Genomic DNA, 16,079 nt, shown 5'->3' with positions numbered 1-16,079 from the left:
CATGATTAACTATTAATAATGCTAGCAAGATAGTTTTCATCAACTTGATCACGTTAATCAAGCAAGTTATTACTCATAAAAATAGCACCCAAAAAGCGCTAAATGTAACATAATAAGATAAGTCATTTTGCACAAACAATAATAACAATTTAAGGGATAACAAATGAAAAAAGGTCTACTTCCTTTGGCGGTTTCTTTCGCTTTAGCCGCATTAGCGGGCTGTAGTGATAACTCAATGCAACAAAGTGATCCACAAAATAGCGTTAATGCGCAGGCTAGTACATCAGCAGAAAAATTAAATTTTAACCAATATTCACAACGGTTTATCGATGAGCTTTGGCAATTGTCACCGACTTGGGCCTTGTATAGTGGTAAGCATGTTAATGATGGCTATTTGGATATCCCAAATCAAGCTAGCCGTGATAAAACATTGGCTTTTGTTAAGCAACAGCAAATGGCTATGGCTGAGTTTGATCCGCAATCCTTGTCAGCTAATGAGCTAATCGATTATAAACTGTTGAGTAATTTAGTTGATTCAATGCAGTGGGAAATTACTCGGTTTAAAGGTTGGCAGTGGGACCCGTCAAATTACAATGTTGCCGGTGGATTTGCGCAAATTATTAATGAGGACTTTGCACCATTAGATGAACGCCTCACCTCAGTGATTGCTCGTCTTGAAAATGTACCTGCTTATTATGAAGCGGCACGAAATAACATTAGCGACCCAACTCTTGAGCACACTCAACTTGCGATTATGCAAAACCAAGGGGCTTTTTCGGTATTGTCTGATGCATTAGTACAGCAAGTTGCCGATTCTGGCTTAAGTACAGATCAAAAGGCCTTATTCACTCAGCGCTTTGATGCCGCAACAGCAGCCATTAAACAGCATATTGAGTGGTTAACTGCACTTGAAAGCAAATTGACTGAAAAGGGCGCCCGAGATTTTCGTATCGGTGAAACATTGTATGAAGAAAAATTCGCCTTTGATATTCAGTCTGGTATGACCGCAAAACAGTTGTACAACAAAGCGGTAGCAGATAAAAATCAAGTTCAGCAAGAAATGGCTAAGCTAACCGATACTCTTTGGTCAAAGTATATTGATACGCCAAAACCTGCCGATGAAAGACAAGCGATCCGTCAGCTCATCGATGTGTTATCTAGCAAACATGTTAAACGGGAAAATTTTGTTGCTGAAGTACGCAAACAAATTCCTGAGCTGATTCAATTTGTGAATGACAAGCAATTGGTAACACTTGATCCTAATAAGCCATTGGTTGTTCGTGAAACCCCTGAGTATATGCGTGGTTTTGCTGGCGCATCTATCAGTGCCCCAGGGCCTTATGATCAAGGTGGTAACACTTATTATAATGTGACGCCACTTGATAATATGAGTGCCGAGTCTGCTGAAAGTTACTTACGTGAATACAATCATTGGATCTTACAAGTGCTTAATATCCATGAAGCGATCCCAGGGCATTACACCCAATTGGTGTATTCAAATCAGTCGCCTAGTTTAGTCAAAAGTCTATTTGGTAACGGTGCCATGATAGAAGGTTGGGCTGTCTATGCTGAACGCATGATGTTAGAAGAGGGCTATGGTAATTTTGAGCCAGAGATGTGGTTGATGTATTACAAGTGGAACTTACGCGTTATTTGTAACACTATTTTAGATTACAGTATTCAAGTCAACGGTATGGGCGAAGAGCAGGTGATTGATTTACTTGAAAATGAAGCCTTCCAGCAACGTGCTGAAGCTGAAGGAAAATGGCGCCGAGCAACATTAAGTCAAGTACAGCTAACCAGTTATTATGCTGGTTATCGTGAGATCTATGATTTCCGTGAACAGCTAAAAGCCAATCAAGGCGATGATTTTGATTTAAAACAGTTCCATGAACAGTTTTTAAGTTACGGCAGTGCCCCGGTTAAATTTATCAAGCAGTTGATGCTAGAAAAATAGCTTAGCTTCTGCTGATTTGTGTGGCAAATATCTCAAGGCCTGAATTTTCAGGCCTTTTTTTGTTAATCAAACGGCGGCAACAAAGATTACATCTAGTTATACACAAATCAATATGATAATCTTAATGGTAATCGTTATCATTAAGTGATTTATCATGAACAATATCCTACTCATTGAACATAGCCTCTCCGATAAAAGCGACTTAGGTCAACAACTAAGTGAGCAGGGTTATAGTGTTCATCGCGTCAATAATGCCTTCGATGCATTGGTTTATATGGAAACCACTCAGCTCGAAGCGATATTATTAGACTACTCAGTGCCCAAAATGGATTCCTTTTGGTTACTCGTTACCAGAAAACCTTCAACGGCTATTATTGTGCTCGCAGACAGTCGCTGCGAACTAGAGCGCATTAATGCTCTTGAGTTAGGTGCCGATGATTATCTAGCAAAACCAATCAATATACGTGAATTACAATTGCGTCTTAATGTGCTTCATCGGCGCCTCCAAGCACCAATGAATGATAATTTTAATCATGATATTAGCTTTGATGACACCAGTTATACGATTCGTTTTGCTGAAAAGTCCCTGGTGCTGACTCAAACAGAGTATCGCCTGTTTAAATATTTGTTTGATCGCCAGGGTGAGGTGATTACTAAACAAGAATTACAACGCAGAGTATTACACAAAGAGTTGGGTCGATTTGACCGTAATTTAGATATGCACATCAGTAATACACGGCGTAAATTAGTTAAACGCAATTTGCCACGTGAGCTAATTAATACGGTTCGCGGTCAAGGGTACAGCTTTAACTTTTAAAGGTTCACAGCAATTGCCGCATTTGATAAGCTATGGCGCATAAAAAAGGCGATTACTCAGCCCAAAATAAGTGCAAGCACATTAAAGGATAATCTAATGCGGATTACAGCAAACTTCGACGGCGGCAACATTAACGTCATTAATATTGATAAACATGACGATATACAACTCGCCATTCGTCCCGACTTCGGCGGTGAGTTTTATCAGTGGTTTAACTTTCGTCTAGAAGGTGAAGTTGGCCAGACATATACCCTTAATATTATCAATGCAGGTGATGCCTCATACCCGAAAGGTTGGGAAGATTACCAAGCGGTTGCCAGTTATGATCGTCAAACTTGGTTCAGATTGCCAACCCAATATGTTGATGGCAAGTTAACCATTCACGCAGAGCTAGATTGTGAAGCGATTCAAATTGCCTATTTTGCTCCTTATAGCTACGAACGTCATTTAGATTTAATCAGCGAAGTACAATTGCATCCAGCTGTCAGTCTTGAGCACCTTGGGTTAACCCTCGATGGTCGTGACATGAGTTTGCTTAAAATTGGTGATGCTAATCCTGATAAGAAAAATATCTGGATCACTGCGCGTCAACATCCTGGCGAGACCATGGCTGAATGGCTAGTCGAAGGCTTGTTAAATCAATTGCTTGATAGTGATTGCCCAACATCTAAAGCGTTGTTAGACAAAGCCAATTTTTACATTGTGCCTAATATGAACCCAGATGGTAGCGCTCGTGGCCATTTACGGACTAATGCCGTTGGTACCAATCTTAATCGCGAATGGCAGACTCCGAGCTTAGAGAAAAGTCCTGAGGTGTATTATGTTGTCAATAAAATGCACCAAACTGGTGTTGATTTGTTTTACGATGTTCATGGCGATGAAGGTCTTCCTTATGTGTTCCTAGCGGGCTGTGAAGGTGTACCAAACTACAACGATAAAATGGCCGCATTACAACAACAATTCCTGAGTGCATTAACGATTGCCAGTGCTGATTTCCAAACAGAGTTTGGTTACGACAAGGATGAACCGGGTCAAGCAAATTTAACCGTAGGGTCTAACTGGGTAGCGAATACATTCAGTTGTTTATCAAACACGTTAGAGATGCCATTTAAAGACAATGCTAATTTAGCCGACCCATTTGTGGGCTGGTCTCCAGAACGTTGCGTATATTTAGGTGAAGCGTCTTTAGTCGCGATGTTAGCTGTTGTTGAGCAGCTATAATTTCCACATAAACGCTAAATTTAATGTTAGATGATCAGCAGGTAGAGTAAATTATGGCCTTAGTTGCATGCCCTAAATGTCAAAAGCGTATTTCAAGTCTGGCTAAACAATGTCAACATTGTAAAACAGCCTTGGATGGTAATACTGAGTCTTTAAAAATTATCAGTCATATTGAGCGTTCTAATAGCTTAATGACCCAAAGCTTTATTTTTCTGACATTGTTTATCGCAGGGGTTGTCGTGTGGTTTTGGGGAGGAGAGCCTGCTCAGGGCACAACTTCTTATCTCGCGATTGCAAGTTTTGTTATTGGCTTTACGGGCTATCTTATTACCCGAGTCAGAATAGTGTTACATAAACGGAAATCAGTATGAACGATATCAATAAAGTCATTGATGAAATGCCTGAAGAAGTATACCTGCGCTTATTGTCTGCGTCTGAGTTAGGTAAGTGGGATGATGGTACAGTATTAACTCAGCCACAGCGTGAATCGACTTTGCAAGTAGTGATGTTGTATCAAGCACGTAAGCTTCAGCAAACTGAACATTTTACTATTGGTGCGGGTGGGAATATTAATGAGTTGTCTAAATCAGAGCTGAAAAAACAGTTTAAAGGCGATCCTATCGCCGAGTTTAAAGAAGCTGATTTATAAACTCATTCAATAAACGAGTTATAGTCAACAAAAATGCGAGCTACAGAGCTCGCATTTTTGTTTTCAGATTTTGCTATTAGGCTGCAGACAAGGCAACTTAATCGACTGTTAGCTCACCAATAAGGTTTTCCTGCATGCGTTGTTTGATTTGCGCTGAGGTTAATCCGATTGAAAGCAAATAATGCAGTTTTGCTAATGCAGCTTCAATGGTCATGTCTGCGCCGCTTATCACCCCAGCTTGAGCTAAAGCATTACCGGTAGCATAACCGCCCATATTGACTTTGCCCTGAAAACACTGGGTTAAATTGACCAATATGATGCCGCGTTCATCGGCTTGTTTGAGGGTATCAAGCAACTTTTTATCTTGTGGCGCATTGCCCACTCCAAAGGTTAATAAAATCAGTGCTTTTACCGGTTGTTGTAAAATGTTATTAAAAATGTCCGTAGAAATACCAGGGTAAAGCGTAACCACACCAACGGGTTGCGGACTAATGGTCACAACCTCTAAAGGCTCTCCTGTTGGCTTACTAATTTTACCTGCTTTGAGGTTAATTTTAATACCTGCTTCAAGCAACATAGGGAAGTTAGGCGATGCAAATGCATCAAAGCCATCAGCATGCGCTTTCGTGGAGCGATTACCACGAAACAGCTTGTTATTAAAAAATAAACACACTTCAGCAACAGGATAATTGGCGGCAATATACAGTGAATTGAGCAAGTTAGTTTGACCGTCTGAGCGCAATTGCGCCAATGGAATTTGGGAACCGGTGACGATGACAGGTTTAGACAAACCTTGGAGCATAAATGACAAAGCCGATGCGGTATAAGCCATGGTGTCAGTGCCATGCAAAATAACGAAACCGTCGTACTTTTCATAGTTTGCTTGAATATCGTTTGCTATCATTTGCCAATCGGTTGGCGCCATATTAGATGAGTCAATCAGTGGACTGTATTCATGAATCACGAATTCAGGCATTTCGTTATGATAAAACTCCGGCATAGACTGTACACAATCGGTTAAGAACCCAGACACAGGCACAAAACCATTGGCTGTTTTTTGCATTCCGATGGTACCGCCTGTATAGGCTACGTAAATCGATCGTTTTGGCATAAATATAGGACTCTTATTTAGCGATAATTGCAGATTGTGTAAATTATACGAGCTTATTTAACGATCCCCAATAAAAAAGCCTGCTAGGCAGGCTTTTTTTGAATAATCTTCATATTACGGTGATGCAATAGGTTAATAATTACAGTTTTCGCAATACAAATAAGCATGGTTAGGATCATCAAACATTGACAATGTCTCAAATGCACCAGCCCACTGACTGACAAACTTTTCAACTATGTTGGTCTGACGAACGCTGTCTGGTACATAAGCGGCCACAGCCCCCATGAATTGCTGCATAATTTGTTGTTCAGCGCTGAGTTCTTGTTCAATCACTTTCACATCAAATTTGTCCATTTTAGCTAAATCAGCCGCTTTGGCTAATGCAATATCCATGTCACCTAACTCATCAACTAGACCTAAGGTTAATGCGCGTTTACCTGTCCAAACACGGCCTTGAGCAATTTCGTCAACTTGCTCAAGCGTCATATGACGCTCTGTAGCCACAAGAGAGATAAACTCATGATAACCACGTTCAATATGACGTTGAATTACCGCAGCAACTTGAGGGCTTAATTCCCGAACCGGCGACAATCCAGCCCATTCAGAGGTTGCCACGCCATCAGAGGTCACCCCAAAATGGCTCAGTGCTTGTTCAAATGTAGCAAACATACCAAAAATACCAATCGAACCGGTTAGGGTAGTTGGGGTTGCGACAATATAATCGGCACTGGCTGATATCCAATAGCCACCAGACGCCGCTAGGCTCCCCATGCTTACCACTACAGGTTTACCTGCCGCTTTTAGCGCTAACACTTCTTGACGAATTTGCTCTGAGGCAAATGCACTGCCGCCAGGGCTATCAACTCTCAGTACGACGGCTTTGACTTTGTCGTCAAAGCGAGCTTTCATCAGCAGTGCAGAGGTACTTTCGCCACCAATTTGTCCAGCAGGTTGTTTACCGTTAAGGATGGTACCTTTGGCAACGATAACCGCTACAGAGTCATGCTCAATAAATTGAGGCATTGGCGCCGTTAATTTGCGGTAGTCATTAAAACTAATTTGTTTAAAGTTTTTACCTTCTTTATCACTACCAACACGCTCAATCATGGCAACGCGAAATGCATCTGCAGAAACCAGCTCGTCGACCCATTTCATGTTTATAGCCATTTTAGCACTGTCACCTTCAGCTTTATCAAGCTGAGCCAAGTACTCATCAGTGGTTAACACTAATTGGTCGGGGGCAATTTGACGGTTACTGGCCACAATGGTTGAGTAGCTCTGCCAAATATCATTTAGTAATACCTTGCTGGCTTGTTTATCCGCATCAGACATATCATCACGGATAAAGGGTTCTACAGCAGATTTAAACGTACCAACTCTGAATACATGAGTCGTAATTTTCAACTTGTCCAATGCCGCTTTGTAATATAAACGGTAACGACTTAACCCATCAAGCGACACCATACCTTGGTTATTAAGGTATATTTTGTCCGCAAAGCTGGCTAAAAAGTATTGGTTTTGATCATAGCCATTGGCCATGGCTATCACCGATTTGTCAGCCGCTTTAAACTGATTTAATGCTTCACCTATGGCGGTCATTTTACTGATGCCAGCATCTTGAAGATTGGCCAAATCCAACACTATGCTATTGATACGTTTATCTTCAGTGGCGTTATTAATAGTATAAAGAATATCTGCTAATAACATTTCACCTTCGGGATCATTAGCTTGTCCCTGTTTTAATGCCATTTCAATTGGATCAACATAATGTTTTTGATCGACTATGCTGCCAGATAAGTTTAGTACTAAGGCTGTTTGATCTTCGATGACAATCTCATCTTCGCTATTGAGCAATACCACAGCGATGACGGCCAACAAACCAAAAAATATGATGTTGATGATTAACTTGCGGATACCGTTTACTGTATTCCATAACAGTAAAAACATCCTTTTTAAAAACGAGGGTTTAGCGGACATTTGCCACTCCTTTATCAGTCTAATGTAGTCATCCTAACTGAAAATCAATATAAATGTGAAATTCAATTGTAAAGGTTTTTAACAAGGGAGCGTTTAAATGATTGAGCAAAATTTACTGTCAGGGTATGCTGATTTAAATCACTTGTTTAAAAAGGATGTTTGAATGTCGTTTCCACACTTATTAGAACCTTTAGATCTCGGCTTTACAAAGCTGAAAAACCGCGTGTTGATGGGCTCAATGCACACGGGTTTAGAAGAAGAAAAAGGCGGATTTGAGAAACTGGCAGCTTTTTATAAAGAGCGTGCTCAAGGTGGCGTAGGGTTAATCGTTACTGGCGGTATCGCACCTAATTTGCGCGGCCGTTTAGCGCCACATGCTTGTCAATTAAGCTTTTCTTGGCAAGTCGGTAAACATAAAATCGTCACCGATGCCGTGCATGAGGCGGGCGGTAAAATCTGTATGCAAATTTTGCATGCGGGCCGTTACAGTTATCATCCTTTTAGTTTAGCGCCGAGCAAAGTTAAATCACCTATTACCCCTTTTACTCCTTCAGCGATGTCTGCACGCCAAGTGCGCTCAACCATTAAGGATTACGCAACCAGTGCCGCCTTGGCAAAAAAAGCTGGTTATGATGGTGTTGAAGTGATGGGCTCTGAAGGGTATCTAATCAATCAATTTATCAGTTCGCGTACCAATAAACGCAGTGATGAATGGGGTGGCAGTTATGAAAATCGGGTTAAATTCCCGATTGAAATCGTCAACGCTATTCGACACAAGGTTGGCAGTGATTTTATTATTGTGTTCCGCTTATCGATGCTCGACTTAGTCGACAATGGCTCAACGTGGGACGAAGTGGTACAGCTGGCTAAATCCCTTGAACAAGCGGGCGTGAGTATTATTAATACTGGCATCGGTTGGCATGAAGCGCGTGTTCCGACAATTTCGACCAGTGTGCCGCGTGGTGCATTCTCTTGGGTGACTGAAAAACTCAAACAAGAAGTCAAAATACCGTTAATCGCCACGAACCGAATTAATACCCCAGAAATTGGCGAGGCAATTATTGCCTCGGGTCAAGCTGACATGGTGTCAATGGCCCGACCATTTTTAGCTGATGCTGAGTTTGTGAATAAAGCTGCTGCCAATACCCCTGAATTGATTAATACTTGCATTGGTTGTAATCAGGCGTGTTTGGACCATACCTTTTCGATGAAACGAGCAACCTGTTTAGTTAATCCTCGCGCTTGTTATGAAACCGAAATTAATTTTCTACCTACCACCCATAAAAAGCGCATTGCTGTTATGGGGGCGGGCCCAGCAGGTATGGCTTTCTCTGTTTATGCTGCGTCTCGTGGTCATGAGGTCGTATTATTTGAAGCCAAGTCAGAGGTCGGTGGTCAGTTTAATTTGGCCCGTAAAATACCGGGTAAAGAAGAGTTTAACGAAACCATTCGATACTTTATGAATCAAATTAGGCTACATAAGGTTGAATTGCGTCTTAACACTAAATTAGATGCAGCGGTATTAGCTACTGAGAAATTCGATGAAGTGGTCATTGCTTCAGGTGTTGTCCCTCGCGCTTTAAAACTACCGGGTTTTGATAATCCTAAAGTGGTCGATTATCAACAAGTATTAACTGGCCAAGTTGAGATTGGTAAAACCGTAGCGCTAATTGGTGCTGGCGGTATCGGTTTTGACATGGCGCATTTCTTATGTGAATTAGAATCGAGCACCTTGCAACCCGATAAATGGTTAAAACAGTGGGGCATTGATAAGACCTATCAACACGCTGGCGGATTAACTGCAGAAGCTGAACATGTCCCTGGTCGTGAAGTGTATTTATTGCAACGTAAAACCACCAAAATGGGTAAAGGCTTAGGTAAAACAACCGGCTGGATCCATCGTAGTGTGTTAAAACAGCATCAGGTTCACATGAAAACTGGTGTAAGTTACGAAAAGTTTGATGAGCAAGGGCTGCATATTAAAGTCGGCGAACAATCTGAAATTCTGGCTGTTGATAACGTGGTGTTGTGTGCAGGACAAATGTCTAATCTCAGTCTGGTTGATGAAATGAAGAGCAGTGGCTTGCCAGTGCACCTAATTGGCGGGGTAGATGTAGCTGCAGAATTAGACGCTAAACGGGCTATCCGTCAAGGCGCTGAGCTTGCCATGAGCATCTAATCATTGTGAAATGCGAGTATTTACCTGATTGCATTGAGAGCACTTTCATAACGTGAATTAAATAAAAAGCCTTCTGTATTGCAGAAGGCTTTTTAATACGCTGACGAGGTTAGCTCATCAGCTGTTATTTGTGGGCTTAGATTAAGGCTTTAATGCTAATACGGCATCAATGTCTGCTGCACTGTGACGATTTGGTAACATTTCCCATGGTTCGCCCCATGAAGTGTTAACTATTTTGCCACGTTGAACAGCCGGGCGAGCTAATACTTCATTGGCCCAACGAGTTACATTTTTATAGCTGGCAACATCTAAAAACTCAGCGGCACTGTATAAATTACCTAAGACTAAGTTGCCATACCAAGGCCATATGGCGATGTCTGCAATGGTGTATTCTTCACCGGTTACAAAGGTGTTACTTGCCAGTTGTTTATCCAACACATCTAATTGGCGTTTCACTTCCATTGCAAAACGGTTAATCGGGTATTCCTGCTTTTCATCAGCATAAGCGTAAAAATGACCAAAACCACCGCCAAGGAATGGGGCAGAGCCTTGGGCCCAGAACAGCCAGTTAAATGTTTGCGTTCTGGCTTTACCATCTTTAGGCAGGAATTGGTCAAATTTCTCTGCTAGATGAACCAAAATTGAAGCTGATTCAAACACAGTCACATCTTCATCAGCAGATTTATCCAATAAAGCAGGAATTTTTGAGTTTGGATTGACTGCAACGAACCCTGACGAAAATTGATCTTTTTCTCCGATGTTAATCAGATAAGCATCGTATTCCGCTTCTTTAATGCCTAATGCAAGTAACTCTTCTAACAGAATAGTTACTTTTTGCCCGTTGGGTGTACCAAGGGAATAGAGTTGTAAAGAATGCTTACCGACAGGCAGTTGTTTATCGAATCTAGCACCTGACTCAGGGCTATTAATACTCGCCCACTTGTTAGCTCCATTGGTATTATTTTGCCAAACTTTAGGTGGGGTATATTGGTTAGTCATAAAATATCCTTGTACAACCTGAAAGCAGGTTATGTAAATTTATAATGCGCTTAGCACAATATTATGAGTGTAGCGTGTATCGCTATAATGTATTAGCATCAACGCGTATGAGTTATGCTTTTATTGTTTAAATGCAACATGTTAATTATTTATTACCAGGCTTCTAACTGTTCACTTAATTCGATTAAATTGCTGACGGTTAAGTCTGGCTCAATGCCCCAGGGGTCAAATACTTTTTTACTGTCGCGTTGGATCCAAGCTGTGTTAAGTCCAGCAGCTTTTGCACCAATAACATCCCAGGGATTGCTCGATACCATCCAACAATGAGTGGGATCAGTTTGAGTGCGGTTGATTAAATAATGGTAAACCGCAGGATTAGGTTTAAAGGTCTGTAGGTCGTCCACGCTGATGACATCATGTAATTGAGGTAACACGCCAGCATTATGCATTAAATTGCGCACGGCTAGTTCTGGACCATTTGAAAATGCGACTAGGGTATGGCCTTGATTACGCAGTAATGCTAGGCCAACAATAACATCCTCAAAGGCCGATAGTTGACTAAATTTTGCCAGCAGTTGCTGTTGTGCACTTGCAGTGAGGGTAAGGTTGTAAACCGTCAAACAATATTGCAGTGCTTGTTGAGTACAAACTGCAAAATCTGCATATTGCTGCATTAATCCGCGACGAAACGCATACTCGACTTTTTTATCGTGCCACAGTTGCGCAAACTCTAGCGCTTTATCGCCAATCAGTTGTTGCAGATGTTGGCCCATCTCTAGCGGATCCACTAAGGTGCCATAAACATCAAATCCAATGACTTTATTCATGATTATTGCTCTGTGAGTGTATGGTCAATGCTGAAGCTCTGAATAAGTAGCCAAGCTAGGTTGTTAATATCCACATCTATGCGGTGTTTATTTTGCTAATGATGCCCAAGTTCCCTTGACTATAAACTAACTGTAACATTCGTTCAAATATGATTTTGAGCGATCGTTAAAATTAATAAATAATCAAAGGTGTTTGTTATACTTATCAGAAATTGGGTTGAATGATAAGCTTTGATACTAAGTTAATTCATTGTATTATATTGATTAAAAATCATTAAAGGTGATGTAAAATGGAATGTCCTCGTTGTCAGGGTGTGTTTGCCCGCAAGGCACTTAAACAAGTACGCAAAGGTAAACATGGCGTTGAAACACAATGCCCTAAATGCGAACAATGGCTGATGTTTGAGCCTAAAATGATGATGACCAAAAATATTGGTTTATTGATTTTATTGGTATTTAGTGTGGCTAATTTCTTTATCGACAACAATGACTATCGTCTGGTGTGTTCTTTCTTAGGTTTTGCTGGTGCCTGCATTGCCTTTTACGGCGTGTTTAAAAGCAAGCTTGTTGCGGCAGAATAATTTATCCATTTTAGCTTGGTGATAGTTCGTGATGTTGAGGCTATGATATTCGACGCAGCAATGAGTACCTGAGACTGTGTGACCCAGTGTTTTAGCCATTTACCTACACATAGTCAACATTGATAAGCCAAAGGGCCGAGGCGATGTTTGTTCGGGATAAAATCATCACAAGCGTATAAAAACGTCGACAATATAGTGATATTATTTTCACTGGCCAATTGATCTCTAGGGCTGTACAGAGAACTGCGCAAAGCATAAGCCCGATAAAGCCAAGTTTGAATGGTGTTTGATTGGAAAGGGGGGAGTTAGACGTTCTATTATGCTGATTGAGATGGCTAAATCTCATGTGCTCTCGTTTCGTGTATTTAAAAAGAGAGGTGATGTTGATGACCTCTCTAAAGTGATATTGATTATTATCCCGAGCAGAGATTATTTAGACTTTCTCATCATTTCACGATGAGATTGAAACTCTTCAGCATCAATAAACTTATTGTGATCCAAATCGATACGTTCAAACATACCATCACGTGAGGCATTTTTTAACATGCGCCCTTCAGATTGATGCAACTCTTGCCGTGCTTTTTGAAATTGCACAAATTCCTCTTCAGATATCAATTTGTCTTGATTCTTATCAAAATCGGAAAATACAGGCATCTGAGACATTCTCATGGCTCCATTTTCATTTCCAATAGCAGTAACAGGCAAAGAAGTAGTAAGACAAACGAGTAATACTGATACAACATAGCTATTCATAATATTCTCCTTGTTAACTTTCAATCTTATTATACACCTAATTAACCATGATAAAAGTAAGGTTATGTAAGGCGGTGAAATTGATTATTTTGCCTGTGTGCCAAGGGTAAGATTCTCTGCTGACTATGGCGGAAAAAGGATCTGATTTAGCCATTAAGGACATTATTGTATTTGTTCGTAATAGGATTAGCTATGGTTGCACAAATCGGAAGAGTTTAGGCAGCTAGCGTTTATATTTACACAACTTGCTGCTTAATTAACAAGGGGGCGTACGTGATTCTGCGTTTTCATTAGAGCTAAAGAATAGGGAGACATTTACCAGACTATATCTTCTATAAAAGCTTCGATAATTTGTCCGTACGTCTCCCTAGGTGTTCACATGAATGAACTATCGATTTAATACTCGTCGTTGTTCGCTTCGCTCATACGCTCGCGTCTTTCTTGAGCTTCTTCAAAAGCAGCGTTGATTTCTTCTAATACAGAATCCACATCAGCGGCTGTGGTGTCTTCTTCAAACAAACCGGTTAACTGTGTTTCTGGTGTTAATTCACCTTGTTCATACAAGGCCCACATTTCTTTAGCGTATTTTGTCGCGGCTAATTCTGGGGCAAATTGTGAATAATAGTCAGTCATATTATTCACATCACGAAATAACATTGCTTTGGCATTATTGTTGGCTGATGCATCAACAGCTTGAGGCAAGTCAATGATCACTGGACCATCTTTGTCGACCAGCACGTTAAACTCAGACAAATCGCCATGCACAATACCCGCACATAGCATACGCACAACATAGCCCATCATAATGTAATGCTGGCTTTGTGCTTGCTCGACACTCATCTGTGTTACGTCGTTTAATCGCGGTGCAACATCACCATGAATATTGGTGATCAACTCCATTAGTAGCACACCATCAAAGCAGCCATAAGGCACAGGTACTCTAATTTTAGCCGCCGCGCATTTGTATAATGCATCGACCTCGGCATTTTGCCAGGCTTTTTCTTGTTCTTCTCGACCGTATTTAGAGCCTTTTTCCATGGCTCGACCACGACGACTGTTTTTGGTTTTTCGACCTTCTTGATATTGTGCTGCTTTTTTAAAGCTGCGTTTAGTGGCTTCCTTATACACTTTCGCGCAGCGGATCGCATCGCCACATCTGATCATATAGACCGTAGCTTCTTTGCCACTCATGAGTTGGCTTATCACTTCATCGACGAGACCATCGTCAACCAGTGGTTGTAATCGTATAGGCGTTTTCATAGCGTCGTTATACCTTACTTGCGCGCTGGATGATATATCTAAGGAAATAATTTTTACTTGCAGATGGATCACTGATTAAATGAGGCATATATTACTGAATTTGTCGTTTGTATACTCTTGTCTAATGAATCAAAATCCTGTAGCAACCCACCTAAATATAGCTGATGTTATACATTTCCCCCGAGTGAGGCCCATCGGCTGAGCTCGGAGTTATCATCAATATTAACCACTGAATATGCTATATTAGCAGGCATTATGAACACTAGTGGTATCATTGACGTAAATGATGCCAAATAGAGTATGTCTACAGTGATGCTTGAGGAAGAGATAATGGTTAAATTCTGACTCAAATAAGCGTTATCTTCAGTAAGGCTTCAGTTTTTATTCAGTTAGTATTGAGTGATAGCGAGGATAATACTTGAAGATTTGATCGTTATTGAATTTGAAACCATTGTATCGACAACAGCTTTTACCACTTAGTATTACGGAGCCAACTAACACAAGCTTGATTCAATCATTGGCATGGAAGTCATCATGCAAGCCTAATTCTTTTTACATTTAATAGAGTTTTTATGAAACGGACCTTACTTTTAGCACTATTTATTTTTTCTAACGCCGCCAACGCAGTTGAACCTCTTTTTGAAACCCCCAAAGACATGCAACCCACATGGATTGATAATATTTTGTCTGTGTTTGGTGCCGATGGTGAGTTTGATGACACTAAAACCATTGATATGAGCTATTTGCCTACGGCTTATTACACCCCAGAGAAGAAGTTTGGTGTAGGGCTATTAATGGTAGGGTTATATAAAACCGATAATGCATCGAGTGAAGAGCAGCCCTCATCATTAGTATTGAACTCGTTTGCATCAATGAATCAATCCTATGGCGTTACAGTCGAGAACATGACGTTTTTAAATCAAGGTAAGCAGCGATTGCTCCTTGATTTAGAGCTGCACAACGAAGCTGCAGTGTATTATGGTGTCGGGATTGAACAAGGCGATCAAGACCTTAATCATCACGAATTCAAAGAACAACTGTATAGTTTTAAACCGCGCTGGATGACCGAAGTCGCCGATAACTATTTTATTGGCGTAGGTGCTGATTTTATTTATACCACAGCAGACAGTCTAGAATTAGTTGCCACCCAAGCCCCTGTTGATGCAAATAGCCTTTTGCCAGATAATTTTAGCTCAGGTGTTGTGATCACCAGTATTTATGACTCAAGAGATTATCGTTTAAATGCGACAAAAGGTTGGTTGTTTCAGCTGGATGCTGGATTATATCAAAATGACCAATTCGATTCGTTTTCTACCTATAATATTGAATTAGCGAATTATATCGATTTAGGGACAACACCTGGATTAATCGCTTGGCAAGTTCAAGGTCACCTTACCAGTGGTGACGTGCCGTGGAATCTTTTACCTGACCTTGGCGGTTCAGATGCGATGCGCGGTTACATTAGAGGCCGATATCGCGATGAGCAAATGATGATGGGACAGGTTGAATATCGATTACCAATATTTCAGCGCTATGGCATGGTATTTTGGGGCTCGGTCGGCAGTGTTGCGCCTAAAGTCAGTGAGTTAACGGATACTCTATTAACCGCCTACGGCACTGGATTCCGCTTTAAAATTAAAGACAATATTAATTTACGTTTTGACGTTGGGGTGGGTGAGAACGACACTAACTTCTACTTAAATGTAAATGAAGTTTTTTAAGTCGATATTTCCTAAGGTCTTATTATT

At 40.9% G+C, this 16,079-nt stretch carries 14 protein-coding genes; 8 read left to right on the top strand and 6 right to left on the bottom strand.

Annotated features, from left to right (window positions below; all coding sequences use genetic code 11):
* The first annotated feature begins 163 nt into the window (after window positions 1-163).
* The 5 genes from ACED29_RS01045 to ACED29_RS01025 all read left to right on the top strand — a co-directional run bounded on the left by ACED29_RS01045 (window position 164) and on the right by ACED29_RS01025 (window position 4,644).
* Entirely contained in the window at window positions 164-1,957 is a 1,794-nt protein-coding gene (locus ACED29_RS01045; RefSeq protein WP_182697274.1) for a DUF885 domain-containing protein, read from the top strand.
* A 154-nt stretch (window positions 1,958-2,111) separates the two neighbouring features.
* Complete coding sequence (locus ACED29_RS01040) at window positions 2,112-2,774, top strand: response regulator transcription factor (protein ID WP_124014741.1); 663 nt, start codon at window positions 2,112-2,114, stop codon at window positions 2,772-2,774.
* Between the two features lie 96 nt (window positions 2,775-2,870).
* The gene (locus ACED29_RS01035) at window positions 2,871-3,995 is read left to right on the top strand and encodes a M14-type cytosolic carboxypeptidase (protein WP_124014742.1); all 1,125 of its coding nucleotides are present in this window, start codon (window positions 2,871-2,873) and stop codon (window positions 3,993-3,995) included.
* A gap of 53 nt (window positions 3,996-4,048) precedes the next feature.
* The gene (locus ACED29_RS01030; protein WP_124014743.1) at window positions 4,049-4,366 is read left to right on the top strand and encodes a zinc ribbon domain-containing protein; all 318 of its coding nucleotides are present in this window, start codon (window positions 4,049-4,051) and stop codon (window positions 4,364-4,366) included.
* Window positions 4,363-4,644 carry a YeaC family protein gene (locus ACED29_RS01025; protein ID WP_124014744.1) on the top strand — a complete coding sequence of 94 codons (282 nt, stop codon included), beginning with the start codon at window positions 4,363-4,365 and terminating at the stop codon, window positions 4,642-4,644. The genes ACED29_RS01030 and ACED29_RS01025 overlap by 4 nt, the downstream gene beginning before the upstream one ends.
* Window positions 4,645-4,741: 97 nt before the next feature.
* On the opposite strand, the gene ansA is transcribed toward ACED29_RS01025, so the two are convergent.
* A complete protein-coding gene (ansA, locus tag ACED29_RS01020; RefSeq protein ID WP_182697276.1) occupies window positions 4,742-5,755 on the bottom strand; it encodes an asparaginase in 1,014 nt (337 codons plus the stop codon).
* Between the two features lie 132 nt (window positions 5,756-5,887).
* The gene (gene sppA / locus ACED29_RS01015; RefSeq protein WP_371696758.1) at window positions 5,888-7,732 is read right to left on the bottom strand and encodes a signal peptide peptidase SppA; all 1,845 of its coding nucleotides are present in this window, start codon (window positions 7,730-7,732) and stop codon (window positions 5,888-5,890) included.
* A 163-nt stretch (window positions 7,733-7,895) separates the two neighbouring features.
* Here sppA and ACED29_RS01010 point away from each other — a divergent pair, with 163 nt between their 5' ends.
* Window positions 7,896-9,911, top strand: coding sequence for an FAD-dependent oxidoreductase (locus ACED29_RS01010; RefSeq protein WP_182722852.1), 2,016 nt, complete (start codon window positions 7,896-7,898; stop codon window positions 9,909-9,911).
* Between the two features lie 141 nt (window positions 9,912-10,052).
* Here the strand turns inward: ACED29_RS01010 and yghU are convergent, their stop codons facing one another.
* Window positions 10,053-10,910 carry a glutathione-dependent disulfide-bond oxidoreductase gene (gene yghU, locus ACED29_RS01005; RefSeq protein WP_182697279.1) on the bottom strand — a complete coding sequence of 286 codons (858 nt, stop codon included), beginning with the start codon at window positions 10,908-10,910 and terminating at the stop codon, window positions 10,053-10,055.
* Between the two features lie 152 nt (window positions 10,911-11,062).
* Entirely contained in the window at window positions 11,063-11,737 is a 675-nt protein-coding gene (locus ACED29_RS01000) for a haloacid dehalogenase type II (protein ID WP_371696756.1), read from the bottom strand.
* A 290-nt stretch (window positions 11,738-12,027) separates the two neighbouring features.
* Here ACED29_RS01000 and ACED29_RS00995 point away from each other — a divergent pair, with 290 nt between their 5' ends.
* A complete protein-coding gene (locus ACED29_RS00995) occupies window positions 12,028-12,318 on the top strand; it encodes a hypothetical protein (protein WP_124014750.1) in 291 nt (96 codons plus the stop codon).
* A 429-nt stretch (window positions 12,319-12,747) separates the two neighbouring features.
* Here the strand turns inward: ACED29_RS00995 and ACED29_RS00990 are convergent, their stop codons facing one another.
* The gene (locus ACED29_RS00990; RefSeq protein ID WP_182697280.1) at window positions 12,748-13,071 is read right to left on the bottom strand and encodes a hypothetical protein; all 324 of its coding nucleotides are present in this window, start codon (window positions 13,069-13,071) and stop codon (window positions 12,748-12,750) included.
* 396 nt (window positions 13,072-13,467) lie between these two features.
* Window positions 13,468-14,331, bottom strand: a complete 864-nt coding sequence (locus ACED29_RS00985; RefSeq protein WP_124014752.1) for a PA4780 family RIO1-like protein kinase — start codon at window positions 14,329-14,331, stop codon at window positions 13,468-13,470.
* Window positions 14,332-14,903: 572 nt separating this feature from the next.
* Here ACED29_RS00985 and ACED29_RS00980 point away from each other — a divergent pair.
* Complete coding sequence (locus ACED29_RS00980) at window positions 14,904-16,052, top strand: BamA/TamA family outer membrane protein (RefSeq protein WP_124014753.1); 1,149 nt, start codon at window positions 14,904-14,906, stop codon at window positions 16,050-16,052.
* Window positions 16,053-16,079 lie beyond the last annotated feature (27 nt).

This window comes from Shewanella sp. 5S214 (assembly GCF_041439795.1).
Classification (GTDB): Bacteria; Pseudomonadota; Gammaproteobacteria; order Enterobacterales; family Shewanellaceae; genus Shewanella; species Shewanella vesiculosa.
Note: the sequence above shows the minus strand (reverse complement) of the source record. Positions and strands in the feature narration are given on the sequence as shown.